Origin of the sequence: Paenibacillus sp. FSL H8-0034, assembly GCF_038000305.1 — a bacterium.
In the GTDB taxonomy this organism is placed as follows: Bacteria; Bacillota; Bacilli; order Paenibacillales; family NBRC-103111; genus Paenibacillus_S.
Window position 1 is genome coordinate 2,184,246 of sequence record NZ_JBBOBS010000001.1, and the last position, 26,507, is coordinate 2,210,752.

Below are 26,507 nucleotides of genomic sequence, written 5' to 3' on the forward strand. Positions count from 1 at the left end.
AACCGAACGGTGAGAGCAGATCGTCTAATAATTGAGGTGGCAGTAGTGGACTCCAAAATGAATTTCGAATACTTAAAATATTTGTCCGAAAGCTCGGATAAAAAAGCGATTTTGGAAGAACTGATGACGGCATATGGGAAAGATGTATGGAATTATGCTTTCAGTATGACCCGGCAATGGGATCAGGCAGACGATATTACACAGGAAGTATTTATTAAAGTATATCGTAATTTGTATACATTTCGCAGTGAGGCATCCGTGAAAACCTGGATACTCACGATTACCCGCAATATGACATTGGATTTCAAACGAGCTGCCTTTTATCGCAAGGTGACCTTAATGGAATTTATTCCATCAAAGGGGGAACAGCCTTCTACGGAACAGATTGTAATAGACAAGCTGGCGACCAGCGATATGTGGAAGCTGGTGCTCAGATTGCCTGCCAAGTACCGTGAGGTGCTGCTCCTGTTTGCCCATCATCAGCTTTCGATGAAGGAAATGGCACATATTCTCGGGGTAAGCGAAGGCACGGTAAAGTCAAGATTGTTTCATGCCCGCAATAAAATATCCAAGTTAAAGGAGACTTTAGAGCCATGAATCCGATGGATGACGAGTTGAAAAAAAGCTTGGCTGACGGACCGCTCATCAGGAATGGGTTCTCCGATAAGTTGCAAAAGCGTATTGTGGATCGCTTGGAGCAAAAGAATAGCAACGCAAAAAAAACGATGCTTGTGTTCGGATGTGTGAGTACGCTGCTTATTGCTGCTTCTATTTTATTGACAGTGGATGGGGTGCCGTCTGTCGGGCACGATGAAATCGTTGTACATAAGAACGAGATGACGGCCTTTGACGCAGAAGCTGCACAGCCCTATTACAAGAATCAAGCTGAGCATGGAGTCCGTTCAGCCGTTCTGATTGGTCTTCGCGAGGATCATCCGGCGGCCGGGAGCAGCCCTGCTCACAGTACTTACCGTACGCTGCTGCTTGCGCCAGAGGATGGGGAGCTGCGGACTGCCTCTGAAGGTGATGGAATATTAATGCCCTACAAGACAGGTTTCATGAGGATTGCATCCGTCACCCCGCTGAACGCTAATGAAGATTCACAGACGCTTCAGGCCGTGACTGCCGAGGGGGCAATGCCCTTAACGCAGCCATCCTCCTATTATAACAAGTCATTGAGAGTGGCGGAGAAGCTTCATTTTGCAGGTAATCGTTATGTAGCGTTATCACAAACCATTCGGCAGCTGGATCAGAATAAACCTTCTGTCTATGAATATACCTGGGTTAAGGAAGTGGAGGAATTAGCTTCCTCCTCAATAAATAGTACGGGCATCATACGCCCTGTGCAGGATCCGCACATAACCTTGAAGCGATTATATGGGGAGTCGATACAGTCTTCACTGAAATCACTCAATACCAAAGTTCCGCAGAACCCGGGCTCGCGTCTTACTGCTGCCGAACCCATGGATGATAATGGAGAAAGCTGGACGATTGCCCGCAAGAACGGCGAATGGACTCCGCAAATCGCTTCATATAGTGAACGGGCCGCAGATAGTAGTTATGGATATCAGCTGAAGGCGCTTCCGTACAAGCTTCCCCAGTCCGTAGTTAGCTACGACTTGCTCCCGCTGAGCTGGGATGAAATTCGCAAGCTGCAGCCAAATGCCAAGGATGCATTCTCTTCACCCAATAAAGAAATCGTGGGTGTCGTATCTAACGACAACATTGTCATATTTCCGTTTGAAGGCAGTTTGATTCCCAGACCGCTGTTGAAAATTAAGCTGGCGCCGGATGAGTCGATCGTCATGCTGCAGTGGGCAGTGAATGAACCCTATATTGAACAGTGGAAGCAAAAAGGCAAGCTGCTGCTTGGAGAAAGCTGAATTTCCACTCTTAAAAACGACAAATCATACACATGTGACTTGCTGCTCTTCTTCCCAGTAAGACGTAGAAGGGCAGTAACTTCACAGGAGCATGTTTACGACAAAAAAGTTGCTAAATGATGGATTACAAGGTACAATAATTTAGCAGAAGTAAGCGCTTCCTCGATATGTTTACATTGCTTGAAAATATATGGAATCAGCACAACAGCAAATACATAATCAGGAGGTGAGCGAGTGAGCTATACCATCATTGATGTTGCCCAAATCGCGAACGTGTCCAAATCTACCGTTTCACGTGTTATTTCAGGTAAAGGTTATACGAGTCCCGAAACCCGGGAGAAAGTCATGAACGTCATACAGGAATTGAAGTACCGACCGAATGCAGTGGCCAGGGCAATGGTATCGCATCGAACGTACAATATTGGCGTCATTATTTATCGAAAGGATTTCCCGATTGTATCGCACCCGATTTATGGTAAAATACTCGATGCTATATTGGCAGCGGCGGAAAGCCTGAATTATTCGGTATTCGTCTCGACGGATAAAGAGATGTCGCTCCGTTCTGCTGATTACATGCTGGAAAAGAGAGTTGACGGACTTGTGTTAGTCAGCCGGCTGAGCCAGGAAATGATCGGATACATAGACAGCTTCGATATTCCTTATCTGATGGTCAACGGCACCGCTGAAAACAATCAAGTGATTCAACTCGTGAATGATGATCGAAAAGGCGGAAGGCTCGCTGCAGATCATTTATACAAATTAGGCCATAGACAGATCGGTGTTATTGCCGGGCCGCAGGAGCACAGGAGTCATCATCTTAGATATGAAGGTTTTTATCAACGTTTGGTTGAGCTGGGTTGTGAAATTCACGAGGAACATATGTATTCTTCACCTACCTCCTTATTTAATGATGGCTGCGCTGGCTGTTTATCTATATGGGAACGTTCCCATAATAGTGATCAAGGTTTCCCTACAGCAATCTTCGCTACGAACGATATGCTGGCTTTGGGAGCTATGCGCGTAATGGTCGAAAAGGGCATGTCGATACCGCAGGACATATCTATCATCGGATCTGACAATATTGATTTTGCCAATCTTTCCAATCCACCCTTGACAACAGTCCACACGGAGAAAGAGAAGATGGGTCAAGATGCGGTTTTTATGTTGAACCAATTGATACAAAAATTAGAGTTGAATCCAATGAAGGTGGAATATGAGCCGAAGCTTATCGTACGCGGGACGACAGGTCCGGTTAGCAGTGGAAGAAGGATTGCTTGGGAAATCGACACTTGAAGCCGCATTAGAGAAAGCGCAAAAAGAATCGACAGCCTGGCTTGCAGCACAAAAATAAAGCACAAACAAAGGTGGAATTATGAATCTATTACTTGAAGTTGAGGAGAAGCTGGCGATTGCCCAGACTCAGACTCATATCACGTATTCATTTGCCGTTTCCGATTCATGCAGCAAGCTGAACATAGATTTTAACTATTCTCCCAAAACGCTGGACAACGATGCTTTATCCAAGGAGATCATCGAACATAGCTTGCGGAAATACAATGACGGTAACGATCCGATTATGGAGGACAGCTGGACTAGATTTCTTCCATTGAAAAATTTAATTACAGTTTCCGTCGACGATCCGAACGGTTTCAGAGGGGCATGTCACAGGCATGATTCAGAGCAGCATTTGTTTCTGGCTGCCGGTTCGGCTTCCCCAGGTCTTATGCCGGGACTATTGATTGAAGGGAATTGGTCAATTACACTAAGCTTACACGCGCTCGTTACCGAAGTGTGCAGCTTTGAGCTGCGGGTATGGGAAGGTGAGGATGCTTCATGAAACAATGGCTTCCTTATGAGCTCCACACCCATACGTTTCACAGTGATGGCGAGCATTCACTGCGCGAGCTTGCGAACAGCGCCAAGGAGCTTGGTTTGTTTGGAATTGCTATGACCGATCACAACACGATGTCACCTCTCTTGGAGAGGGAGCAGATCCAGTCGGAAACGGAGCTGTCAATCATACGTGGCATGGAGTGGACCACGTTCTTCGGGCATATGCTGGCGATTGGCATTGTTAACTATGTAGATTGGAGAGATCTCGGCGTTAAGGATATTCATAGAGGAATTGAAAGAGTCCATCGACAAGGCGGAGTCGTCGGCATTGCTCATCCGTTCCGGGTTGGAAGTCCTCTATGCACGGGCTGCTACTGGGAATATGAAATAACCGATTGGAAGGACATCGATTATATTGAGGTCTGGTCCTATACCTTCCCTTCGATTATGAACAGCAACCAAAGAGCCTTCCAGCTGTGGACAGACATGTTAAACCAGGGATATCGGATATCCGGGGTATGTGGACGAGACTGGCATGTATCCTCCAAGAAAGTAACGGAACCAATTGCTGTTACCTATTTGAACTTGGCAAACAGCGGAGCTTTGGCTCCAGAACATACGGATTTGGAAAATGCAGCTGTCGATGCGCTCAGAAACGGTTCAATCAGTGTAACGATGGGACCCTTGCTGCTATGCACGATTCAATTAGACCCGTCAGATCCTGTATTCGGTATCGGGGAAGAAGTAAGAGTGAACGGGGCTGCCGATACCGCACAGGTGCAGGTTGAGGTAGACTTTACCGCAAGGGAAGAGCATTGGCAGCTGGCTGATCAGGAGCTCAGAGTTGTACTTATGAGCAATAAAGGACAGATTGCCGAGCTTAATGTATCACGGAACGCTGCAACAGCTTCCTGTTGGGTTGAGATTAAGGAGCTCATTTGGCTCCGGGCAGAGCTTCATGGAGCTTTTCATAACTGCATCACGATGATTGCTTTTACGAACCCAATCTATTTTGCACATCACAAATAATCGTTGGAGGGAATGAAGATGGAGAAACCGCCGTTTCCAAAAATTGCTGCACATACAGGGTGCGGAAATGCGCCGGACAATACCATGGAGTCCTTTATGGAAGGAATTCAATCGGGTGCGGATATTGTAGAGGTTGATTTACGAGTAGCAGGAGACGGTACTGTCATTTTACTGCATGACGATTCCCCCTATCTACGTGAATGTACCTACGAGCAGTTGAATCAATATGAAATCAGAACGAAGCTCAGCTCTGTATATGAAAATTATGAAATTGTAAAGCTGACGGAGATCCTTGAAATTGCCAAGCAGTATGATATCCAATTAAATTTGGATATTAAGACTGTGGATACGATTGAGCCTGTCATACAACTGGTGAGGCAATACAACATGGTTGATCGAGTTTATATTACAGGCTGTAGTGAGAATATTACTAACCGTCATCATGATATTCAGGTTGTGTTCAACACGCCAAAGAAATTCACTCCCGAAGAGAGTGACAACTATTCGTTATATGCGGCTAAAGAATGCGAGGAAGCCGTGCTCCGTTCTTATTATGGTTTGAATATGGATTATGCAACATGCCGTCAAGAAATTGTGGAGCTTGCTCATGCCTCTGGTCTTGCGGTATGGGTATACACTGTTAACGATTCGGAGGCCATGCAGAGCTTTATCCAGATGGGGGTAGATGCAATTACCACCAGAGATGTCACCAAGCTGACTGAGCTGCAAAAGCAAGGTGGAATCTAAACTAAAGAATTGATTCACTGCTGCCGTAAGTATGGGTTGTATTAAAGCGGCTGTGTGCTGTATGAGATATGTATTGTAAAAGTATGGGTTAAGTATGGAGTATGGTTCAGCTTTATTCAGGGCTTATCGGTGATGTCATGCCGAAGGTCCTTTTTACTTTTCTACACGCTTGTTCATGTAAGCAAGAAGCCTATATTGGGGTTAGGTGCCTATACATTGGATGTGAGTTTCCCGCGATAGTAACGATGAAGCAAACGGTAAGCCCATTTTTCCGCGCCACTGCACCATTAATTGCTGTACTTCATAAACTAACTTGACTGTATCCCTACACCTTGTAATGATACAAAAACCCAAGCAAGGAGGGGTGACACTTTGAAGGGCAGCGACCACAAAAGTAAGTTTTTGTTAACCAATCGTGAACGCGAAGTTTTCGAACTGTTAGTGCAGGACAAAACAACCAAGGATATCGCGCAGCAGCTGTTTATTAGCGAGAAAACGGTGCGTAATCATATATCCAATGTCATGCAAAAACTAAATGTAAAAGGTCGTTCACAAGCAGTAGTTGAGCTGATCAAGCTTGGGGAAATCACGATTTGATCGGTTTACCGGTTTCGATTCACACTGTCTGATCCTGTAAAGCCTTCTAATGCGCTTTTTCCTTTAGGGGAATAAGCCAGAGAGGGCTCTTTGGTTTTACATGGCTTTCAAGAGAACGACTTATGAATGTATAATGATTTTAGTACGCTAGCCAAATACACTGCAAAGCCCTCGATCTTAAAGAAAAGAGGAGCTCTTTATGTTAATTTAACTTAATTTCAATATCGTGTTCTTTCAAATTATCTTTCGTAATACTGGGGCTCTTGCCGATATTTGCTCTCCACTTTAGTTTGATCCAGATGATATCTTCGACGTGACAAGTTCTTAAAAGACATGATCGTAAAGTTGATTCCAAAATATACTTTTAATCAACCGAGTAAGAAGGTTACAGAGTAATGATTGAGTAAGTTTTTGTTAACCAATCGTGAACGTGAAGTTTTCGAGCTGTTAGTGCAGGACAAAACAACTAAGGATATCGCGCAGCAGCTGTTTATTAGCGAGAGAACGGTGCGTAATCATATATTCAATGTAATGTGGTTTGAAATACAACCATTAAGAAGTAACTCAATGCCTTGATACGATTAAGTTTTGTGTTGGAGATTGTGAAAGAATGACGAGTGGAAGTACTCTATGTCTATGGGTAAATCTAAGCCTTATGGGTACTTTTTTTATAAGCAAGTATGAAACGAATATGATAAAATGGGAACATATGATGCTATGGAAAGTTATTGAAAATGGGAGTTGGTGTTATGGACAATCGTACAGATATTTTAATATATCAGACGGAAGATGGGAATACAAAGATCGATGTGAAGCTAGAAAATGGAACAGTATGGATGACACAAAAGGCGATTGCAGATTTATACCAGACGACAGCCCAGAACATTACGCTCCACATCAAACACATTTACGAAGAAGATGAGCTAATCCAAGATTCAACTTGTAAGGAATACTTACAAGTTCAATTCGAGGGTTTAAGAGAAATTAAACGAAATGTAAAGCACTATAATCTTGAAATGATCATAGCTATCGGATACCGTGTTCGTTCCCACAGAGGCACGCAATTTAGACGCTGGGCGACAGAAAGATTAAATGAATATCTCGTCAAAGGCTTTACGATGGATGATGAGCGCTTGAAGGAAATGCGGAATTTCGGACAAGACTATTTTGACGAGCTGCTCCAGCGTATCCGCGACATCAGAGCGTCAGAGAAAAGATTCTATCGCAAAATTACGGACATCTATGCACTTTCCGTTGATTATGACCCTCAGGTGAATTTGTCCAAGGAATTCTTCGCTACGGTTCAGAACAAACTGCATTTTGCTATACACGGTCAAACCGCGGAGGAGCTTATAGTAAAACGTGTAAGCGCCGATAAGGATAACATGGGATTGACGACATGGAAGGGCGACAAGGTACGTAAAGGCGATATTACAGTATCGAAGAATTATCTGACGGAGAAGGAAATACAGTCATTGAATCGGATTGTGACCATGTACCTTGATTATGCGGAAGATCAGGCTGAGCGGCAATCTCCGATGTATATGAAGGACTGGATCGAGAAGCTGAACTCTTTCCTAAGATTTAATGAACGAGAGATTTTGATAAATGCAGGAAGCATCTCCCAAGAGGTAGCTGAAAAGCTGGCGATAAGTGAGTATGAAAAATACAATCGAAGGCAACTGACAGAGGATAGGAGTAAGGATTTCGATGAATATGTTAAGAAAAATCGGTTAGATTAATGATATTGTGCAAAAAAATGAAATCAATAGAGTTATATTAAATGGTTTTTTGGATGTAAATAGAGTAACAAATTCTGGAGTGGGATGCTATGGAGGCATTTATAAAAGAAAGCAAAAGAAGCATTAAACATGCAATGGAAAATAATAAGTTAATTATCTTTGTAGGTTCTGGAGTTTCAACAAATTCTGGTTTACCTTCCTGGTGGAGCTTAGTTGCAAAATTGGCTGAGGCTATTGGCGTAGAAACAGCAGGTCTTAATCAAGATGATTACTTGAAAATCCCCCAGTATTATTATAATGCTAGAGGTCATAAAGAATATTACGATTTGATAAATAAAGTATTTAATATGTCTGTAAAATCTAATCCAATCCATTCAAAACTAATAGAAATGAAGCCTGTTCATTTTATTACAACTAATTATGATGAACTTATAAAAGATTCTGCAAGGGAAAAAAGGAATATTTTATGATGTTGTTTCTAAAGACGAAGACCTACCTTATACATTAAACAATAATGTGATTATAAAAATGCAGGGTGATTTAATTAATAAGAATATTGTTTTAAAAGAAGATGACTATCTATCATATTCCACTAAATTTAGGCTTATTGAAAATTACATAAAAGCCTTATTATTCACACATGTAGTATTGTTTGTAGGTTACTCAATAAATGATATAGATATTAAGCTAATTTTCCAGTGGGTTATAGATATTCTCAAGAAGGATTTTCAACCGGCATATTTTTTGAATATTGATTCAAAATCCTCACTAGATTTAATTGAGTTAATTATTATAAAAATAGAGGAATTAACATTCTGTATTATTCTGCAACGAAAAATATTACTGATTTTGAGGAATTGACTCCAGCGGGGTTAATAGATAAAAGAGGACAAAGTTTGTATTCTTTTTTGCATTATCTTAATAAACCAGATGTATCAGAAGAACTGAATTTAACCTACTTTTGTCAGAGACTGTTATTACTTAATCAACTTAACAAAATAAGATTTAAAGATATTCTAATGGTACTCAACATAAAAAGAAACCACATTACGAATGTCATGCAAAAACTAAATGTAAAAGGTCGTTCACAAGCAGTAGTTGAGCTGATCAAGCTTGGGGAAATCACAATTTGATCGGTTTACCGGTTTCGATTCACACTGTCTGATCCTGTAAAGCCTTCTAATGCGCTTTTTCCTTTAGGGGAATAAGCCAGAGAGGGCTCTTTGGTTTGGATAGGAGTCCCAGATGTTATTTTCCTCTTTTATTGTCATTTATATAGTGTCCTGAATAAAATGAAACAGCTATAGGCTAATGGACCGACAAAAATTATTTGAAGAAGAAAGGACGAAGAAGCATACAATGAAAAAAACTTATAAGCTTTCTGAGATCGCCAATAAACTTGGGAAAACGCGTACTGCTGTTACTGGTTGGTCAAACCAATATCGCGAATATTTTCCGACTGTCGTTATGAATGGTTCTCTCAGATACACAGAAGAAGCACTGAATATTTTCGAGATCATCTCCAAGATGAGGGATGCCAATAAATCAATTAAGCAGATAAAAGAACATTTACAGGAAATACGCCAACAGGCTGTTACCGAGATTAATGAAAGCGAAACGCCTGAAGCCGCTGAAATGCCAAATATTCCTAACCTCGACATACAGTTGAGTAAGGAAACGACGGAATTACGAAATGTTGTCGAGATACTTAAACAAAAATTAGCAGCTAACAGACAACCCAAGGATGTTAAAGACCATTTACAGGATTTGGTTCAAAAGGTTACTATAGCGTCTAGCACGCTGTTGTCGCCAATTATAGATAACTCAAACGTTCAGTTAAATAAAGAAGTAATTGAGCTGCGTAATATTATCCAAGCACTCACAGGGAAAATAAATGAAGTTTTACAACAGGATGTTACAAATGAAATTACTTCCAAGATTGATTTACTGAATACACGATATGATGGAGTGTCAGAAGAAGTCGCAGAACTTCGCAATGTAATGCAGACACTAACCGAAAACGTAACTGAAATTGTTGAGCAAGACATCAAAAGTGAATTAATTGCCGTCGCAGAATCTCAGGACACGCGATATGATGGTGTGTCTGTTCATCTAACAGCACTAGGCAATGTGATGCAGACACTTACCATACGTTCTGAGAGCGTTTCTGAAGAAGTCACAGAACTGCGCAGCGAGATAAAGACACTCACAGAAACTGTAACGGAAATTGTAGAGCAGAATATCCAAAAGGAATTATTGACCGCAGCAGAATCGTTAAATACGCGGTATGACGATGTGTCTGAAGAAGTTACAGAACTGCGCAGCGAGATAAAGACACTCATAAAAAATGTAACCGAAATCGTAGAGCAGGATATCAAAAAGGAATTAATATCCACAACAGAATCGCTGAACAAACGGTATGACGATGTGTCTGGAGAAGTGACGGATTTGCGCAGCGAGATACAGACACTTACAGAAAAACTAACTGAAATTGTTGAGCAAGGCATCAAAAATGAAGAAGCGCACAACAAACGATATGACGAAATTCACCAAATGATGATTTCACAGCAAGAACTGGTTGGCAAAATCGCAAAGCTATTAGGATTTCCTATTCAATAATACGTCATAACCTATGCATTATATTTCTGTGCACTAACAGAAAAAAGATTGGACAATTATCCAATCTTTTTTTGCATACGGACGTGCATGATACCAGCGTCTTCAAAGGGTTGCTCTGAAACCGTGTTATATCCAAGCTGCGAATAAAACGACTCGGCATGACATTGACTGTCCAATATACACCATGTATACCCTGCCAATTTCGCGTGCTTTTCCAGTCCAAGAAGCAATACCTTGCCGAGTCCCTTACCACGAAATTCGGATAACACAGCGACGCGTTGGATTTTGGCCGTCTGTTGGTTATAGGCTATCCAGCGTCCTGTTCCTGCCGGCTCTCCGTTATACGTCAATAATATATGGTCACAAGCATCTGGTGATGCATCGTACTCATCGTTTTCCAGCTCCTGTGGGACCTTCTGTTCCTCGATAAAAACTTGATTTCGAATCTCAAGACACTGGGCTAATTGTGCAACTGAATCTACCAATGTGATTTCCACCAATAATGCCTCCCAATACGGCCTCGGCGCAGCCAGACTATCTGTTATTGTATCATTGGTGCTGGGCATAATCTAGGAAGCAGCAACCGAATAGATCAACCATTCTGTATCCGAAACTATAGCTGAAGTAGTTTCACCCAATACTCATTACTTCGTCTGCCATTTCTCGCAAACCGGGCTGTTTTCTCGAAACTTTAAAGCTAAAAATCGGCAGCAGACAATCCAAAGTAACTGGTGTTGTCTATCTAATTATTTCGAATGTCTTTCGTCCAAACGACTGATGAAAATAGGGTCTTAGCTCCCCGGCCCTATAGCCTATTTGCCGAGTTCCTTCCGCAACTGCATCTCAATCATCAATACGGTCTTATTCGCCTTCGCGACGGGCAATAGCGTGAAGTTCTTTAGCCGCATCAGGATACTTTTTTAAGATTCCGGCAGTTTCCTCTAACCTTCTCAACAAACGCACTCTTTTCTTTATGAATTCTATAGCTTACTGGTTTATACATTCGGTTCTAAAAAAGTCGCCCCCGCAGCGGAGACGACTTTTTGTATGTTTCTATTGTTCAATTAAATTGTGCAGAGGGACCGTACATTCCTTCTCTGGCTCGTCCAGCGTATAGATTCTAGCCATTTCCGTCTGTTCATCAACGTTTTGAATATAGATCTGATCCCCCTGATAGGTCACGTTAACCATGGTAGGTGAAGCGATGATTTCTTGTGCTCTTTGAATGTTCATGTAATAGCCTCCACATTTTTGAGTGACAACATTATAGTATGACACCAAAATCTAAAGCTATTCTAAGAGAAGCTGTTGTAGGGGGATTTTTTGAATTTTGACCATCCCAAGCACATCAGAAGTCCTTTAACCTTGCTATGTGATTACTATTCCAAAATAGGTTTGCAATGCCTTCGCATACTCTTCTTGTGTTTGCGGTATGTATATGTGAACGCCGTTTTCAGAAAAACTGCGAAATTCTGATCCTGCTAGTGTATGACGGCCAGCTGCTGTACGCATGGCGGCTTTTGCTTCCTTGGTGAAGGGAGAATCAGGGGCGTTCTCGCACCAATATGATGCCATCAGGTAATCCTTGGGCAGCTGGGGTTCTTCAGTGAACGTATAGATCCGTCTCCATTGATCGCCTTTTTGTTCGCACAGCTCCCAGCCATAATACGCATCACGTTGCAGCTGATAACACTCATCACCTTGCTGATGCTCCAAATTTTCTGTCATTTGGATCGGTCGGCACGGAACGGCTCCACCTACCCCTACATCGCATAGATAGCGACTTTCCGCAACATCTACCTGAAGGACATGGTGTCTGCGTTTGGGCGGCTCATTCGGTTCATCACGCCAGAAACGGGCAAAGTAATCGGTCACGGAATAGCCAAGCTCGCGTAATAGCCATCCAAACAGTGCATTAAGCTCAAAACAGTAGCCACCGCGATGACGAACTACGATTTTGTCATACAGATCAGGAATCGCAAGTGAAAGGGGGAGATGGTTCACAATATCCAAATTTTCATAAGGCACCGTATGAAGATGACACTCCTGAAGCTGGGACAGCATAGTCAGACTTGTATCCATCGGGCCGTTGTACCCAATTCGATCTAGATAAGCCAATACCTCAGATGATAGAGCATTAGATTGTTTGTGCACCTCTATCGACTCCTTCTATAGTGGATGGAAGATTACAGCGGATTTTGCATATATAGTAACATGCCGTCAGATGATATACTAGTAGGAAATACTTCATAGCATAGATTCATAGAGAGATGATAAAAAAACACAACCCCGTTAAAGTTTTGCCATCCCGGATCGTGAAACTATTCTTTATAATAGACATACGAGGCTAGCTTTGTATGTAAGGGGTGCCAGACATGATTTCGGGAAAGAAGCTTGAAGGCGGCGCTGAACCATCACTGAAGCCTCTAAATGACTCTGTGCTGATCGATCCGCACAATAAGAAAGCCATTCGTCAAATGATTTTCAGACTGGCAGGGCCTTCCTTGGCGGAGATGCTGCTGCTCAATGTCACACAAATGCTGCTAATGATTCTGGTAGGACGTTTGGGAGCTGCTGCCGTGGCGACAGTGGGTTTGACAAGCCAACCGTATATGTTGATGATGGTTTTGTTTGCGGCCTTAAATACAGGCACAACCGTAATCGTGGCCCGTTCCTCAGGAGCGGGAAATAGGGAGGAAGCCAACTGCGCGGCGGGACAATCCCTGCTGTTCGGCTCGATATTGTCTGTAATCGTGGTTTCATTTACGTTTCTTTATTCGGATGTGCTGCTGCGTGTCATGGGAGCTAATGAAGAAGTGATTCAATACGGATTGCCTTATGCAAGGATAATTTTTCTTTCTATAGGCTTTTCTTCCATTTCCTCAACGCTTTCTGCCATTTTACGCGGGGCGGGGGATACGCAAACCCCGATGAAGATTAATGTGTTTTCGGGCGTATTGTCCATTGCTCTGGCATTTGTACTTATTTATGGCCAGCTTGGATTTCCGGAAATGGGGGTAACTGGAGCGGCGTTCGCTACTCTATTTGCCCAGGCTTTAACCCTGATTTGCTTGGTCGTGGTTATGTTTAGCGGAAGATTTGCAGTGCGAATTAGATGGGAGGATGTCACGCAGGTTCATAAAAGCGTCATGGCTCGTATGCTAAAAATCGGTATCCCGTCTAGTATCGAGCAATTAATCATGCGTCTTGGGATCATGACAGTCGTTAAGATTTGTGCAGGTTTGGGAACGGTTTCACTGGCTGCCAACCAGCTTGTGACAAGTATAATCGGGATGTCGTTTATGCCTGGATTTGCTTTTGCCGTCGCTGCCTCTACACTAGTCGGCCAGACCCTGGGTGTGCGAAATATCGAGCTTGCCGAAATGTATGTATGGCAAATTCGAAAATACGGCATGTGGATTGGTGGAGTGATGGGGGCTTCATTTGTATTGTTGGCTCCGAATATTCTGAGCTTATATACCGGCGATCAAGCGATAATCCTTGAGGGTACCTGGGCACTGCGAATCATAGGTCTTATCCAAATCTCGCAAATATCCCAATTCGTTCTGGGTGGTGGGCTTAGAGGAGCAGGTGATACGCGGTTTCCTCTGGTCTCTACTTTAATAGGCGTATGGGGCGTGAGGGTTGTACTTAGTTATTTATTGGTTTACGGCTTTGGATGGGGAATCATCGGTTTATATATAGCGATAGCTATTGATCAATTTGTACGCTCCATGCTCATTTACTGGAGATTTCAACGAGGCGCCTGGAAAAAGATCAAGATTTAATACATATGGGAGGAATAACCAATGAAAAAGCTGCGTATAAGCGATTTACGGGATATCGGGAGCGGCCACATTTTGCAGGATGTTATGCCGGGAGCGTATTTGTCTTCAGGGGGTCTTGCTTTCTCGGCGAGGGGGGAACGAAGCCATACTCATGACGGTCCGGATGGTAGGGATTATCATGTACACGGGGACTCTGAAGCCTTTGTTATTATGCAAGGTAGCGGAATGATGGAGCTCAATGGCAACCTCATTCCTGTTACCACCGGGGATATCGTGATTATAGAACCCGGCGAAGATCACCATCTGATTTCAAGTGAGGACGATCCGATTGTAACCGTATGGTGCCACGCCGGTCCAAAGCATCACAAAAATCAGCAATAAAGGAAAATCGAGGCATGCATTCAAAAGCTTCCGGTTTCCGTATCAGACATAGGAGGTTTTGGGAAACGATGAGAGCAATATTGGTTGGTTTGGGAGCTGCAGGCTTCGGTTGGTACAAGCGGCTTAGAGATCAAGGATTATTGGCTGCGGTCGTTGAGGTTGATCCAGTGATGAAAGAGAAGATGAACGATGATCCGTTTCCTTTTTACACTTCCTTGGAGGAAGCTCTTCTGAACGAACAGGCGGATTTTCTGGTTAATGTGACTTCGCCAATGATCCACACGCGAGTGAATAACGCAGCCTTTGACCGAAAGCTTGCTGTTTTGTGCGAGAAACCGATTTCTTTTGATTATGAAGAATCGATTGAAATTGTATCTCGTGCGGCGAGAGAACATATTCCATTCATGATCGCAGAAAATTACCGCAGGCTCCCTTTTATTCGCAAAATGAAGCAGCTTCTTGATGATGGTGCCATTGGAAGCATTTCCACTCTGGATGTGCAGTTCCAGCGGTTTCATCAAGTGGAGCGCAAATATACGGTCAGTGTTCTGGATGATATCGGTGTTCACCACTTTGATATGCTCCGTTATTTTAGCGGAAGAGAAGGTGTTTCGGTGCAAGCCAGGCTGTACAATCCGATAGGTGGCTGGAAAGAGGAAGGCGCTGTCCTCAATACCTATGCCTTGCTCGAACTCGAGGGTGGCTTGATAGCGACTTATAACGCCTCCATAGCTGCAAGAGGTACAGAAACCTCATGGTGGGGCAATTGGCGGATTGAGGGAACCGAAGGCGCCCTTGAATTAACCAACAAGGAAATCAGGATGATCAAGGACGGTAAGAGCACTATCGTTGATGACTTGAGCGGTATTGACGAAACCGATACATTGGCCGAATTTATCGCATCGCTGCAGCAGGGACGTGAAGCCGAAACGAGCGGCATCGATTACTTGAAAACCCAAGCACTTGTGCACTTCGCGAAGCTGGCCAGTGAGACCGGCACAACGACTGCCATCAAGGTTCCATTACTATAAAAGCACTTATTATTGAGAAGGCGGGGGATTCACATGAAGATGCAAGCATGGGAAGAAGCGGCACCAGGCGTATGGCGCCTCACGATTGGAGATCCACAAGCGATCACACCACTTACCTGGATGGGAGTTTCACCTAGAACGGATGTTTTGAGCCAGAAGCCGGAGGTTCAACCGCCATTTGCCTGGGAGAGCATTCAGCTTGAGGAAGCAAGAAGCGGACATATTCTGTCTTTTCCACTTAACCAAACGGAGAAGCTGTATGGTGCGGGGCTTCAATTATTAAGAATGAATCTGCGGGGAAGAACACGTTATTTGCGCGTTAACAGTGATCCCAAGCAGGATACAGGCGAAACACATGCTCCCGTGCCTTTTTACGTGAGTGATCTGGGCTACGGTGTGTGGGTGGATACATCACGGATCGTAACGATCCATTGCGGCTCTACCCTGAAGCAGGAGGATACAGACCGTTCAGAGATCCGCAACCGCAACATGGATAAGGGCTGGAAAGCTACACCAATTGCTTCACGAGTGGAAATCCAAATTCCAGTTGAAGGTGCTGACGTGTATGTATTTGGTGGTCCGACTCTCTCAGATGTTGTATCCAGATACAACTTATATTGCGGTGGCGGCGTGCTTCCGCCCAAGTGGGGGCTTGGCTTCTGGCATCGTGTCCCAACGATGTTTAACGAGGAAGAGGTAATGGAGGAGGCCCGACAGTTTCGTGAGCACGATATTCCCTGCGATGTGATAGGGCTTGAACCTGGTTGGCATAGCCATAGCTATCCGGTTACTTATAAATGGGAGAAATCTAGGTTTCCCGAGCCGGAGCGATTTGTCCAACAGCTTAAGCTTAACGGTTTTCACGTGAACCTGTGGGAGCACCCTTTTGTATCGCCGGAAACCGAACTCCATTCGAAGCTGCAGCCGCTTTCAGGCAGTCATACGGTTTGGGGTGGACTTGCGCCGGACTACTCCTTGCCTGAAGCACAGCAGCTGTATAAAACTCAACACGATGAGCAGCATGTTCAGATCGGTGTATCCGGTTATAAGCTGGATGAATGTGATGGCAGCGAGCTGACGAACAATTCCTGGATGTTCCCTGGACACGCCAAGTTTCCTTCCGGTATGGATGGTGAACAGATGAGGCAAATATATGGCCTGATGTTTCAAAAAATGACTTACGATCTGTACCATAGCCGTAATCAGAGAACGTATGGACTTGTCAGAGCTTCCAATGGGGCAGCTTCAACGATGCCTTATGTACTCTATTCGGACCTGTATGACCATAAGCAGTTTATTCGTGCGGTTTGTAATTCCTCTTTCAGTGGGCTGCTGTGGACACCCGAGGTGCGTAGAGCCCGTAATGCGGAGGACTGGGTTAGACGGATGCAAACGGTATGCTTCTCATCACTAGCGATGCTTAATGCCTGGGGCGACGGTACGAAGCCGTGGTCTTACCCGGAAGTAGAGGGAATTATTCGTCATTATATCAAGCTGCGGATGAAACTGCTGCCTTATCTGTATTCCAATTTTGCCCTATACCGTGAGCAGGGGATACCGCCTTTCCGAGCGATGCCATTTGTCATATCTGCTGCTGAGATTGCACAAGCAGAAGCTGGCGGACCTGATGCCGAGCCATCTATCCTGAATACGACAGACGGTGCTTACGGCAAGAAAAAAGCTAGGGAGTGGGATGACCAGTTTATGGTCGGTGATGCCCTGCTGGTAGCTCCACTCGTCGAAGGAGAATGGGAGAGGGATGTCCTTCTCCCGTCTGGAATCTGGTATGGACTGGAGACAGGTGAACGTTATACGGGCGGACGAGTTATCCGGATACATGCCAGCTTGGAGCAAATTCCGGTATTTGTCAGAAGCGGATCGGTCATTCCAATGATGCCGGACTTACCGCATGTTCCGCACGCAGGAACTCGGGTTGCACTAGAGCTCGTACATTTTGGCAACGAGCCAGGGGAAGGTCTGCTATACGATGATGACGGTGAAACCTTCAATTACGAGAAAGGCGAGTGCGGATGGTGGACAGCGACCGTAACTCAAAACGCGGACGGTGAATTCAACGGAAAACTGACAGGGCCAGACGGGGAACTACCTTCCTATGACTCTATCAATTGGCGTTTCGCGCAAACTCGTTTGGAAGCATCAGGGAAATAAGGCTACTAGAAGCACACCACGATTACGAGGCTATCCCAGAACCATGACAATGGCTGAAGGATAGCCTCTATTTTTATCAACTTTATTGTGATGGACAACTGTCACGGATTGAATTATTCTGTCGTAGGCCATGGCTGCGTTTAATTCAGAAGTGAATGAACGTAAGAAATTTCCAATTGATGCGAGCCGTTTTGAGTCGGCGTTTCCAATACGACTGGCAAACCTTGCAGGACAGAAGCATGCAAGAGCTGTTTGATCGGTGCTTCACCGATGTGCCCCTTACCGATATTGCTGTGTCGATCACGCCTTAAACCCGAAGCATACATCGAATCATTTAAGTGAACAGCCTTTAAATGATCAAAATATCCAAGCTCCGTTCCTTTCTGCGTTAAGTCATTCCAGTTATTTCCAGTCCATAAACCACTCGCAAATGCATGACAGGTGTCCAGACAAAAGCCGATTTTATCCGGATAATCCGACAGATTCCTGATCTGTACCAGTTCCTCCAGCATTGTGCCCATTCGCGAGCCTTCTCCGGCTCGGTTTTCTAACAAAATGTAAGCTTTTCCATGCCAGTGCCGCAGTGTCCTGTTGAGCAAAGATATAATATTTTTATAGCCTTGCAAAGGGTCTGCTCCGCGGTATTTTCCAAAATGCACGACCAAGCCTATCGAACCGCAGCTATTGGTAATGTCCAATCCGTTAAGAATCGCCTTCAGCATCACTTCGCTCATATCCTCTTCAACAGCCAGATTTAATGGATAAGGAGCATGGCCAATAGAAAGCACGCCTTTCTCTTCGCAGAATCTTGCACAAGCCTCGGCATCGTGTAGATTGAAGGACTTGATGGCAAGATTTCTTGGGTTTTTGGGGAAATATTGAAAGGAGGACGCTCCGATTTGATACGCCATTTTGGCCGCTTGCAAATATCCCCCCCGTGTACGGACATGACAGCCAACATAGATCATCTTAATCTCCTCATTCCGCTTCAAACGTACATTCCTCAGGTGGTACTGTAACAAAGGATTGGATGCTCGGTTGTCTTAAAATGAATTGAGGGGTCCAATCCATAAATTGAATTTTTACAGTAATAACAGGCTGGATCCATATCGCCTCATGACTCCGTTCCGGCTTATTGATAAAAGGGCGCTCCGTTTGGATAAGCGATTGTATCAAATCCGCAAATTGAAGCCATTCGTTGTTGGACAACCTGCCAGCCCCTGCATGCCCGATATAGACAAGCTTATGCTCATTGTACAATCCAAGCAGCAAGGAGTTCACGACACCAGAGCGCAAGGCTACACCCCCCACGACAGCAATCACATCCTTATAGTTCTTCTTCTTCTGCCATCTTTGGTCCTTGCCGTCCAGGGTATAGGTGCTGTTAAGGTCTTTGCATACAATTCCTTCCAGATTATGAGCTTTGACAACCTCAAACAATTGCTGTGGATCAGAATGATTTTGTACCAGCTGAATGAGGTCATTTTGTACAATAAGGTTCGTTAAAATTTGCTGTCGCTCCTGTAGAGCTTTGTGTGTAACCCATTCGCCATTTAAAAAAAGGATATCAAATATCATATAGACGACAGGGACCTGTTTTTGAATGTATTCGATGCGGTTTGCTTTACGAGTTTGATCTCTTTTCATGATTTCGTGAAACGACGGTTTGTTATGATCAAATGCAATGATTTCCCCATCCAGAATGACTGAGTGTGCATCGCAGTAGGATGAAATCGTCAACAGCTCAGGATATTGCGGGGTGCGATCGTTAAGTTTGCGATTATAGAGCTTTACCTCCAAGCCATTCGAGTAGGTGAGCATACGAACCCCGTCCCATTTGATTTGTGCAATCCATGAATCTCCCTGAGGAATTGTATCGGTCGATATGGGTTCAAATGGAACAACGGGTGTCATGATCATCATAATCCTCCGACTGTATTGAAATGCATTACGTTACCATTATCTCCGATGTGAAGTCGTTTCATGAATCCTGTTTTCAGTCCCGGAGTTCATAGTTAAAGTGAAAGGAACGCATACTAAAGGCAATTAGATCAAGGAGGGACCACCATGCAGACATTATGGAAAGGCTCGATCAGCTTTGGACTCGTTAATGTGCCTGTGAAGATGTTTACCGCTACAGAGGATAAATCGATTTCCATGCGATATATCCATAAGACATGCTCGACACCTCTTTCTTACGTGCGTAAATGTCCGACATGCGATATAGAGGTGGAATGGGAAGAAATTGCTCGTGGTTATGAGTACGAATCGGGAAGGTTTGTGTTGTTTGAAAAAGATGAGCTGGACAGTCTGAATGGCGAAGTGAATAAGGAAATCAAAATTCTGGATTTTGTCGCGTTGGATGAAATCGACCCGATCTATTTTCAAAAAACCTATTATTTATCCCCTGGTGATACGGGAGCTAATGCATACAATTTGCTGCTGGAATCGCTCCGCCAAACAGGTAAAATCGCGATAGCCAAGGTATCCATCCGCTCTAAAAGCAGCTTATCCTGCATACGTGTAATTGACCGTTGTTTAGTTATGGAAACTATTTACTATCCCGATGAGATTCGCTCCATCGCCCAGATTCCTAATTTGCCTGAACAAATTCAAGTGAATGATAAAGAGTTAACGATGGCCAAGATGCTTATTGAACAGCTGACATCCCCTTTTGAGCCTGAAAAGTATAAAGATGATTACCGTGCCGCCTTGTTGGATGCGATCCAGCACAAAATCGCTGGTGAAGAGGTGAAGATAGCGCCGGAACAGCAGCGTACCAATGTCATCGATTTGATGTCCGCCCTGCAAGCCAGTCTGGAAGCAGTCAAAACGCCTTCTGAGGACGAGGGAAAAACAGATAAAAAGCCGAAAAGGAAAGTTAAAGTGCTATCATGATTTTCAGCAGTATATGCGGAGAGGGGGACCCAAGTGGGAGCGTCCATTAAAGGTACTGTGCTTATAGAAGGGCATGAAATTACGGTCACCAACCCTGAAAAAGTATTGTGGCCAAGGGCTGGCATCACCAAGCTGGAATACTTGCAAAAGCTGACCATTCTGGCTCCCTATTTGCTTCATTATTGTAAGAATCGTTACCTGACAACAATCCGCTTTCCGAACGGTATTGAGGGTAAATCCTTTTATCAAAAAGCGGTTCCCAAACCGACTCCTTCCTTCGTTCATACAGCGACCCTACAGGGCATTACCTATGTCAATCTGGACTCTTTGCCGACCCTCATTTGGCTCGGCAATTTGGCTTGCCTTGAATTTCATTCATCCTTTCACTATACTACCGATGAATTGCCAGCGGAATGGATCGTGGATCTCGATCCTTCTGTGGAGGTCGAGCCCCGCATTATGCACGCGGCGCTTTTGGTTGGTGAAGCTCTGGGTACGATGGGCATTGAATCCATCCCCAAAACGTCAGGGGCAACCGGCATTCAAATCGTAATCCCGATTCAGCACGGACGTTATACCTTTGAACAATTGCGGTTGGTGGGGCATTTTTTGGGTAATTATTTAACTAAGAAGCATCCTGACTTGTTCACGATAGAGCGACTGAAGAAAAATCGCGGAAATTTAATATATGTGGATTATCTGCAGCACTGGCAGGGTAAAACGATGTCAGCTCCTTACACACCGAGGGCTCGTGCATGGGCTACAGTATCCACACCCCTTAGATGGGAAGAGCTGCAAAACAATTGCCGAATCGAGGACTTCACGCTGCACACAATTGAGCGGCGGTTAGCGGAATATGGTGATCTTATCCAGCGAATTGAGCCGCAGTCGCTTGAAGCCGTGCTTTCCATCTTGCATTAATTTACAGGGTTTTTCATTAATTTGACATCCCAATGATGTGAATAAGCGTCCAAAATGGTCAATTTGGTTAAAATCATAATAAAAACAGGCATAAATGCGGGAATTTTCTATCAAAAGTTGAATGTTTGGTGATTTTTCAGTGTATAATGTACTTATATCAGTGTTTTATAGTAAAATACTTACAAAGATAATGGTTGACTATAAGGAGGAAAAAGAATGGATACGATTTCATCTCTGTCAGAGCTTTTGGCAGGGCAAAAGACGTCCTCGTATATCGAGATACCCGGTGCAGCATCGAGGACATTTGGTCAGACTACGCTAACTACGACATTACCGATGAGCAAGCTGTTTTCCATATACGAAGTAGATTTGGAGGTTCAACGTTCGTTGGTACCCCAAAATTTGTCAAAGCTAATTGACTATATCATGCTCTTTCTGGAGCACAAGCAAGGAATTTATTTTCCGGGTATTATTCTTTCTGCTAGAGGTGCTGGAGAATATGATGCCGAGAATAAGGTTTACCGCTTACAAGCAATTGAAAAGCTGTATGTGGTAGATGGGCAGCATCGTCTGGCCGCTTTCCGTCGTTTAATGGAAACATTGCAAAGCAACATGACTCGTGCGAAGGATCGCCGCGAATATGACCGTATGGAGGAAATTTCCGAGAAGCTGAGCAAGCTGTATTCGTTCCCGATGTCAACGATGATTTATCTCGATATTAATGCGCGTCAGGAACGTCAGCTTTTCTCTGATATTAACAAGCTTCCACGTAAAATCGGCGGTAATCTGGCTGTATTGAGAGAGCAGCGTAGATTCTATCACGTTCTGGCTACTCAAATTGCCGAGCAGGACCCTGCGATGAAACGGATTTCAGTAGATATGTTTACTGAACGCGGCAAAGGACCGGAGTTTTTGTTCTCTTATCATTTGCTTGTTGAAATTTTGGTAGGTTTATTTGAAGGTCGATTGAAATCGGCAGCACGTAACAACGGATATTATTTCCAACCGAAGGACATTGAGGATTTGCAGAAGCTGGCTTCTTTTTATTTTGATGCATTGCTTCGTTATTTGCCAGAGCCTGAAAAGGGTGAGCTGTGTTGGACGGAAAATATGCAAATCGCGATGGCTATGGTGTTCCATGGTGAAGCAACCAAGACGGGAAGCTTTAACCGTTATGCGCTGGAGTATGCGATGAAAATATTGCCTCATATTGATTGGAACGCTATTTTTGTGGGTGATGAGAAGGACAGATTGCCAAGACGTTCACGTATTATGAAGGCTTACCAATACATTAAAGACTTTTATCAGGAGCATCACTTATTTCTGATCCGCGAGGATGAGCTGTTGGATAAAGCTAAGGAGGATGCAATGTAATGGATGGATTGTGCTTGAATATGACGATTTTCCCGTTCTGTGAGAACTTTGGACTCGCGACGGTTGCAATACAGGTTCAAGATATACTGAACTACACATCGATTGATCCCATGGTACAGCGGAAGCTGAGCGGGGGACAGCGGAGAAAGATAGCTAATTATTTGCAGGAAAGAGATTTGGACCGTGTGTTTTTTGGTCCTGTCACCTTGTCGTTGCGTGAGGTTAGCTCGCTGGCTAAGGCAGATAACGGGCTATACCTGCGTCCTGGTTCCAAACTGAGCATTTTGGATGGACAGCATCGGATTCTTGCCCTTGGATATGTGAATGAACAAATGATCAAAGAAGTGCGCAGTCATGAAAGAAAGATTACTGCTCTTCGTATCAAACAACGCCGTAATCCCGACAACGAGGAAATTACTTTGGATTTGGAGCAGCAGCAAGGTCTTGTCGAGCAAATAGAACGTCGTCGGCTGGAATTGCTGGAGAGCGAGCTCGCCGTACAAATCTATATTGGTTTGAGTGAAGAAGAAGAGAAGCAGCTGTTCGGAGACATTAACTCGAAGGTACAGCTGGTAAGTAAGGAGCTGGGTCATTCGTTTGACAGTATCGATCCATTGAATCTGGTTATTCAGCAGGTCGTCGATCATAACGTGTTCCTGAAGGGTGCTGGCGTGGAGCGCCGTGCGAATTTGACCTCCTATAATAAAAATTTCACTTCCTTCAGCTGGTTGTATTCCACGGCAACGATGCTGCTGACAGGTAAAATGCAGCCTTCTTACGAGTTGGCCCGTAAAATTCGTCAAGATCCGTCTACCTATATCGAGATTTTGCACCAGTTCTTCACCACACTGCTTCCGCTAATGCCGGAGCAACCAGGACTGCCGCAATACAGCTCGTCCAGTCGTGCTATGCAGGAAAGTATCGCATTGTATGCAAATGGATATCTGTTCCAGGAAGGCAAATATGTGAAGAACTGGACTACATGTCTGCGCGTATTTGACGGCTTCGATTGGTCGCAGGACAATGAAGAGCTTATCGAGCGCTTTGGTCAATTGGACAATGGCAAGCTGAACCTGATTCATGAAAAATCGCTGCGCAAGCATGCCAAGTTCGTCCAGCTGTTTCAGGAGCTGCACGGGGATGTTAAGGATGACGAGGCTTCGACAGCCTAATTCGTTCTAAATAAATGATTTCTAGTGTAAAAGGAAGAAGCCTGTTACGAGTTCATGTAACAGGCTTCTTCCTTTTTTAATGTATACTTCTTCTCTAGATTGCGATGAAGTATGGGCGCAGCGGCCGAGGTGTTCTGCAGAAGCGGAGCGCTCGCCTTTGTTCCCGGAATTTTACCGATAAATATTTTATTCAATCAAAATCTCTGGGAACAACAGCGATCGGAGGAACACCTCGGCCGCGTAGCAACACGTACTCAACGCAATCACCTTCACCCAATCTCCTCATCAACCAATATAGAAACCTCCAGGAAGCTGACGAACTGTCGCAGCTGAGTAGCAAGGCCACGATTGATTTCGCCTTTTTGAAACATGCTCTGAATATGATTGCGATTCAACTGAATCGCCTTGAATTGCAGTTCTTTTTTATGCTTTTTAAAATCTTCGTAGGAAGGCGCGGGTTTGAAAATACTATTTAATTTTTGCATACCTTGTCTGTAGTTCGAAATAACCTCTTGCGCTGCATCTCTGTTAACGGTATTGATATGATTTTGGATGGCGGTGATGGCGGCTTTCGAAGTTAACAGCTTGGCAGCTTTTAGGATTTCAAACTGTTCGATGGGAAGGGCTTGTGACGGTTTTCTGCCCCCACCAAATAACTTCCAGATCCATCGCTTCACCATAACTAGAAACAGTCTGAGAACATATTGCAAGCGACGGGTTACAAGCATTTCCGAACGGTTCAAAAGCAGGCTTATTGTATAAGCAGCCTCCTGGTTAAGCGTACCTTCATCTACCAAACGCTTGACTTCATGTCGCTCCGCATTCAAGGCGATCAACCGAATTTCACGCTCCATCTTACGGAATTGGATTTGGCTTGCCAGTCCATCGCTGCGAATTTGCTGGATATGCTTGTTGTAATCCGAGATGAGCGACAAAGCTGCATCCTTATTTTCCTCGTTAATTTCTTCTTTGACGATATGTATGCTTTCTTCCAATAATTGGATTTTGGCATCCTGCTCCAAACGCTGCTTATCGCGTTCCTTGCCTGTATCAGGTTTGTCTGAAAGCAGGGGCAGCAGCACACTTGCAGTTATAAGCGAGATAAGGATAACGCCTGCGGCCAGAAAAATAATCACATTGCGTTCAGGAAAGGCGGTTCCGTCGTCCAAAAATAAGGGAATCGAGAAAGCTCCTGCCAAGGTGATCGTTCCCCTGACACCGGATATCGCTATGAGCAGAGCAGGACGGAGCTGCGGCTTCCCGATGTGCTCTTTTTTGCTGAAAGATGATTCCGCTCGCCAAAAGCCATATACCCAAACAAACCGAAGTGCGACTAGCGTAAGTGATATTAACAGAATATAGATAAGCATCTGAACATTGCTGATAGTTAAGTCCTTGATGACAATTTCGGCCACATTCGGAATTTGCAGACCAAGAATGAGAAAAACCAAACCATTTAAAATAAACAGAATCATGCTCCAGGTACTGACCGATACAATTTTTAATTCCATCAGAGAGGATTCGGAACGATCCCGTTCAATCGCATGAATGATTCCGCCCGCTACAGCGGCAAGTATGCCGGACAAGCCTAATTCCTCGGCTGCCAAATAGATCAGGAACGGGGTCAAAATTTGGATCAGCATATGTATGGTAGTATCTTCCATGCCGAGATGACGAAGAAATACACGTATGCGAATAATGAGCAGTGACAGGAGACAGCCGCATAGCAGCCCGCCAATGGAGATCAGGAAGAAGCTTGCTGTCGCTTCAGGTAGTGAGAATACACCGCTGACCGTTGCTGCTACCGCAAACTTGAAAGCTACCAGTCCGGAAGCATCATTCATTAAGGCTTCGCCTTCAAGAAGATGGGTTATTTTTGAAGGCATTCGGATTTTGCCTGATAAGGCCCCTACCGCCACCGCATCCGTCGGTGATAAGATCGCTGCCAAAGCAAATGCTGCGGATAACGGGATTGCCGGAAGCAGCCAGTGAATCACGTAGCCGCCAACAAACACGGTTGCAAATACAAGTCCGAGGGACAGCAATAAAATGGGGGCTCGCAGATTCCATAGTTCCTCACGCGGGACTCGCTTTCCATCATTAAACAGCAGTGGAGCAACGAATAATACAAAAAACAGTTCGGGATTCAAGGTAAAATGAACACCCCATGGAAAAACAGCTACGAGGGAACCCAGAGCTACCTGAATTAACGGAACAGGGATGAATGGCACAAAACGATTGAGAATCATCGATACGCCAATTAAAGCAAGAAGCAGCAAAACAATCAGAAAAAGTTCCATACGGCACGAATCCCTCCTACCCT

Annotated in this window: 27 protein-coding genes; 21 read left to right on the forward strand and 6 right to left on the reverse strand. The window is 44.3% G+C overall.

All coding sequences use genetic code 11. The annotated features are described in order from the left end of the window. Positions 1 to 57: 57 nt before the first annotated feature. The 13 genes from NST47_RS09920 to NST47_RS09975 all read left to right on the forward strand — a co-directional run bounded on the left by NST47_RS09920 (position 58) and on the right by NST47_RS09975 (position 10,450). Entirely contained in the window at positions 58 to 597 is a 540-nt protein-coding gene (locus NST47_RS09920) for an RNA polymerase sigma factor (RefSeq protein ID WP_341154992.1), read from the forward strand. Continuing rightward, entirely contained in the window at positions 594 to 1,883 is a 1,290-nt protein-coding gene (locus NST47_RS09925) for a hypothetical protein (RefSeq protein ID WP_341154993.1), read from the forward strand. The genes NST47_RS09920 and NST47_RS09925 overlap by 4 nt, the downstream gene beginning before the upstream one ends. Positions 1,884 to 2,117: 234 nt before the next feature. Further along, positions 2,118 to 3,176, forward strand: a complete 1,059-nt coding sequence (locus tag NST47_RS09930) for a LacI family DNA-binding transcriptional regulator (RefSeq protein ID WP_341154994.1) — start codon at positions 2,118 to 2,120, stop codon at positions 3,174 to 3,176. A gap of 79 nt (positions 3,177 to 3,255) precedes the next feature. Beyond that, a complete protein-coding gene (locus NST47_RS09935) occupies positions 3,256 to 3,720 on the forward strand; it encodes a hypothetical protein (RefSeq protein ID WP_341154995.1) in 465 nt (154 codons plus the stop codon). Further along, positions 3,717 to 4,745 carry a CehA/McbA family metallohydrolase gene (locus NST47_RS09940; protein WP_341154996.1) on the forward strand — a complete coding sequence of 343 codons (1,029 nt, stop codon included), beginning with the start codon at positions 3,717 to 3,719 and terminating at the stop codon, positions 4,743 to 4,745. Before NST47_RS09935 ends, NST47_RS09940 begins: the two co-directional genes overlap by 4 nt. Positions 4,746 to 4,763: 18 nt before the next feature. After that, complete coding sequence (locus NST47_RS09945; RefSeq protein WP_341154997.1) at positions 4,764 to 5,492, forward strand: glycerophosphodiester phosphodiesterase; 729 nt, start codon at positions 4,764 to 4,766, stop codon at positions 5,490 to 5,492. A 372-nt stretch (positions 5,493 to 5,864) separates the two neighbouring features. Further along, the gene (locus tag NST47_RS09950) at positions 5,865 to 6,089 is read left to right on the forward strand and encodes a helix-turn-helix domain-containing protein (RefSeq protein WP_076236846.1); all 225 of its coding nucleotides are present in this window, start codon (positions 5,865 to 5,867) and stop codon (positions 6,087 to 6,089) included. 399 nt (positions 6,090 to 6,488) lie between these two features. Continuing rightward, positions 6,489 to 6,665 (forward strand): helix-turn-helix transcriptional regulator, encoded by a 177-nt coding sequence (locus tag NST47_RS09955; protein ID WP_341154998.1) that lies wholly within the window; start codon positions 6,489 to 6,491, stop codon positions 6,663 to 6,665. A 173-nt stretch (positions 6,666 to 6,838) separates the two neighbouring features. Continuing rightward, positions 6,839 to 7,831, forward strand: a complete 993-nt coding sequence (locus NST47_RS09960; RefSeq protein WP_341154999.1) for a virulence RhuM family protein — start codon at positions 6,839 to 6,841, stop codon at positions 7,829 to 7,831. A gap of 89 nt (positions 7,832 to 7,920) precedes the next feature. Further along, positions 7,921 to 8,301, forward strand: coding sequence for a hypothetical protein (locus tag NST47_RS09965; RefSeq protein WP_341155000.1), 381 nt, complete (start codon positions 7,921 to 7,923; stop codon positions 8,299 to 8,301). Next, positions 8,291 to 8,692 (forward strand): SIR2 family protein, encoded by a 402-nt coding sequence (locus tag NST47_RS37165; protein ID WP_445667452.1) that lies wholly within the window; start codon positions 8,291 to 8,293, stop codon positions 8,690 to 8,692. The genes NST47_RS09965 and NST47_RS37165 overlap by 11 nt, the downstream gene beginning before the upstream one ends. 110 nt (positions 8,693 to 8,802) lie before the next feature. Continuing rightward, positions 8,803 to 8,964, forward strand: a complete 162-nt coding sequence (locus tag NST47_RS37170) for a LuxR C-terminal-related transcriptional regulator (protein WP_445667453.1) — start codon at positions 8,803 to 8,805, stop codon at positions 8,962 to 8,964. A 178-nt stretch (positions 8,965 to 9,142) separates the two neighbouring features. Further along, complete coding sequence (locus NST47_RS09975; RefSeq protein WP_341155001.1) at positions 9,143 to 10,450, forward strand: MerR family transcriptional regulator; 1,308 nt, start codon at positions 9,143 to 9,145, stop codon at positions 10,448 to 10,450. A 56-nt stretch (positions 10,451 to 10,506) separates the two neighbouring features. On the opposite strand, the gene NST47_RS09980 is transcribed toward NST47_RS09975, so the two are convergent. The 3 genes from NST47_RS09980 to NST47_RS09990 all read right to left on the reverse strand — a co-directional run bounded on the left by NST47_RS09980 (position 10,507) and on the right by NST47_RS09990 (position 12,604). After that, entirely contained in the window at positions 10,507 to 11,016 is a 510-nt protein-coding gene (locus tag NST47_RS09980; protein ID WP_341155002.1) for a GNAT family N-acetyltransferase, read from the reverse strand. Positions 11,017 to 11,503: 487 nt separating this feature from the next. Beyond that, positions 11,504 to 11,683 (reverse strand): H-type small acid-soluble spore protein, encoded by a 180-nt coding sequence (locus NST47_RS09985; protein ID WP_240414432.1) that lies wholly within the window; start codon positions 11,681 to 11,683, stop codon positions 11,504 to 11,506. Between the two features lie 135 nt (positions 11,684 to 11,818). Beyond that, a complete protein-coding gene (locus NST47_RS09990; RefSeq protein WP_445667372.1) occupies positions 11,819 to 12,604 on the reverse strand; it encodes an arylamine N-acetyltransferase family protein in 786 nt (261 codons plus the stop codon). Between the two features lie 221 nt (positions 12,605 to 12,825). On the opposite strand from NST47_RS09990, the gene NST47_RS09995 reads away from it, so the two are divergent. The 4 genes from NST47_RS09995 to NST47_RS10010 all read left to right on the forward strand — a co-directional run bounded on the left by NST47_RS09995 (position 12,826) and on the right by NST47_RS10010 (position 17,819). Beyond that, positions 12,826 to 14,238, forward strand: coding sequence for an MATE family efflux transporter (locus NST47_RS09995; RefSeq protein ID WP_341155003.1), 1,413 nt, complete (start codon positions 12,826 to 12,828; stop codon positions 14,236 to 14,238). Positions 14,239 to 14,259: 21 nt separating this feature from the next. Then, on the forward strand, positions 14,260 to 14,619 hold the full coding sequence (locus tag NST47_RS10000) for a cupin domain-containing protein (RefSeq protein WP_341155004.1): 360 nt from the start codon (positions 14,260 to 14,262) through the stop codon (positions 14,617 to 14,619). A 68-nt stretch (positions 14,620 to 14,687) separates the two neighbouring features. After that, on the forward strand, positions 14,688 to 15,650 hold the full coding sequence (locus tag NST47_RS10005) for a Gfo/Idh/MocA family protein (RefSeq protein WP_341155005.1): 963 nt from the start codon (positions 14,688 to 14,690) through the stop codon (positions 15,648 to 15,650). Positions 15,651 to 15,683: 33 nt separating this feature from the next. Next, complete coding sequence (locus NST47_RS10010) at positions 15,684 to 17,819, forward strand: TIM-barrel domain-containing protein (RefSeq protein WP_341155006.1); 2,136 nt, start codon at positions 15,684 to 15,686, stop codon at positions 17,817 to 17,819. 140 nt (positions 17,820 to 17,959) lie between these two features. On the opposite strand, the gene NST47_RS10015 is transcribed toward NST47_RS10010, so the two are convergent. Further along, positions 17,960 to 18,784, reverse strand: a complete 825-nt coding sequence (locus tag NST47_RS10015) for a deoxyribonuclease IV (protein WP_445667454.1) — start codon at positions 18,782 to 18,784, stop codon at positions 17,960 to 17,962. 13 nt (positions 18,785 to 18,797) lie between these two features. Then, on the reverse strand, positions 18,798 to 19,739 hold the full coding sequence (locus NST47_RS10020) for an ATP-dependent DNA ligase (protein WP_341155008.1): 942 nt from the start codon (positions 19,737 to 19,739) through the stop codon (positions 18,798 to 18,800). A 147-nt stretch (positions 19,740 to 19,886) separates the two neighbouring features. Here NST47_RS10020 and ku point away from each other — a divergent pair, with 147 nt between their 5' ends. The 4 genes from ku to NST47_RS10040 all read left to right on the forward strand — a co-directional run bounded on the left by ku (position 19,887) and on the right by NST47_RS10040 (position 24,184). Beyond that, positions 19,887 to 20,717 carry a non-homologous end joining protein Ku gene (gene ku / locus NST47_RS10025; protein ID WP_341155009.1) on the forward strand — a complete coding sequence of 277 codons (831 nt, stop codon included), beginning with the start codon at positions 19,887 to 19,889 and terminating at the stop codon, positions 20,715 to 20,717. A gap of 33 nt (positions 20,718 to 20,750) precedes the next feature. Further along, positions 20,751 to 21,638 (forward strand): non-homologous end-joining DNA ligase, encoded by an 888-nt coding sequence (ligD, locus tag NST47_RS10030; RefSeq protein ID WP_341155010.1) that lies wholly within the window; start codon positions 20,751 to 20,753, stop codon positions 21,636 to 21,638. Between the two features lie 216 nt (positions 21,639 to 21,854). Further along, positions 21,855 to 23,012, forward strand: coding sequence for a DGQHR domain-containing protein (locus tag NST47_RS10035; RefSeq protein WP_341155011.1), 1,158 nt, complete (start codon positions 21,855 to 21,857; stop codon positions 23,010 to 23,012). Beyond that, a complete protein-coding gene (locus NST47_RS10040; protein ID WP_341155012.1) occupies positions 23,012 to 24,184 on the forward strand; it encodes a DNA sulfur modification protein DndB in 1,173 nt (390 codons plus the stop codon). The genes NST47_RS10035 and NST47_RS10040 overlap by 1 nt, the downstream gene beginning before the upstream one ends. Positions 24,185 to 24,453: 269 nt before the next feature. Here the strand turns inward: NST47_RS10040 and NST47_RS10045 are convergent, their stop codons facing one another. Next, positions 24,454 to 26,484: a Na+/H+ antiporter gene (locus tag NST47_RS10045; RefSeq protein ID WP_341155013.1), complete on the reverse strand. Its 2,031-nt coding sequence runs from the start codon at positions 26,482 to 26,484 to the stop codon at positions 24,454 to 24,456. Positions 26,485 to 26,507 lie beyond the last annotated feature (23 nt).

Excerpts from the sequence above, each read along its gene's own strand:
- NST47_RS09920 (WP_341154992.1), top strand. The coding sequence starts at position 58 with ATGAATTTCGAATACTTAAAATATTTGTCCGAAAGCTCGGATAAAAAA.
- NST47_RS09925 (WP_341154993.1), top strand. The coding sequence starts at position 594 with ATGAATCCGATGGATGACGAGTTGAAAAAAAGCTTGGCTGACGGACCG.
- NST47_RS09935 (WP_341154995.1), top strand. The coding sequence starts at position 3,256 with ATGAATCTATTACTTGAAGTTGAGGAGAAGCTGGCGATTGCCCAGACT.
- NST47_RS09940 (WP_341154996.1), top strand. The coding sequence starts at position 3,717 with ATGAAACAATGGCTTCCTTATGAGCTCCACACCCATACGTTTCACAGT.
- NST47_RS09945 (WP_341154997.1), top strand. The coding sequence starts at position 4,764 with ATGGAGAAACCGCCGTTTCCAAAAATTGCTGCACATACAGGGTGCGGA.
- NST47_RS09960 (WP_341154999.1), top strand. The coding sequence starts at position 6,839 with ATGGACAATCGTACAGATATTTTAATATATCAGACGGAAGATGGGAAT.
- NST47_RS09965 (WP_341155000.1), top strand. The coding sequence starts at position 7,921 with ATGGAGGCATTTATAAAAGAAAGCAAAAGAAGCATTAAACATGCAATG.
- NST47_RS09975 (WP_341155001.1), top strand. The coding sequence starts at position 9,143 with ATGGACCGACAAAAATTATTTGAAGAAGAAAGGACGAAGAAGCATACA.
- NST47_RS09980 (WP_341155002.1), bottom strand. The coding sequence starts at position 11,016 with ATGCCCAGCACCAATGATACAATAACAGATAGTCTGGCTGCGCCGAGG.
- NST47_RS09985 (WP_240414432.1), bottom strand. The coding sequence starts at position 11,683 with ATGAACATTCAAAGAGCACAAGAAATCATCGCTTCACCTACCATGGTT.
- NST47_RS09995 (WP_341155003.1), top strand. The coding sequence starts at position 12,826 with ATGATTTCGGGAAAGAAGCTTGAAGGCGGCGCTGAACCATCACTGAAG.
- NST47_RS10000 (WP_341155004.1), top strand. The coding sequence starts at position 14,260 with ATGAAAAAGCTGCGTATAAGCGATTTACGGGATATCGGGAGCGGCCAC.
- NST47_RS10005 (WP_341155005.1), top strand. The coding sequence starts at position 14,688 with ATGAGAGCAATATTGGTTGGTTTGGGAGCTGCAGGCTTCGGTTGGTAC.
- NST47_RS10010 (WP_341155006.1), top strand. The coding sequence starts at position 15,684 with ATGAAGATGCAAGCATGGGAAGAAGCGGCACCAGGCGTATGGCGCCTC.
- NST47_RS10020 (WP_341155008.1), bottom strand. The coding sequence starts at position 19,739 with ATGATCATGACACCCGTTGTTCCATTTGAACCCATATCGACCGATACA.
- ku (WP_341155009.1), top strand. The coding sequence starts at position 19,887 with ATGCAGACATTATGGAAAGGCTCGATCAGCTTTGGACTCGTTAATGTG.
- NST47_RS10035 (WP_341155011.1), top strand. The coding sequence starts at position 21,855 with ATGGATACGATTTCATCTCTGTCAGAGCTTTTGGCAGGGCAAAAGACG.
- NST47_RS10040 (WP_341155012.1), top strand. The coding sequence starts at position 23,012 with ATGGATGGATTGTGCTTGAATATGACGATTTTCCCGTTCTGTGAGAAC.
- NST47_RS10045 (WP_341155013.1), bottom strand. The coding sequence starts at position 26,484 with ATGGAACTTTTTCTGATTGTTTTGCTGCTTCTTGCTTTAATTGGCGTA.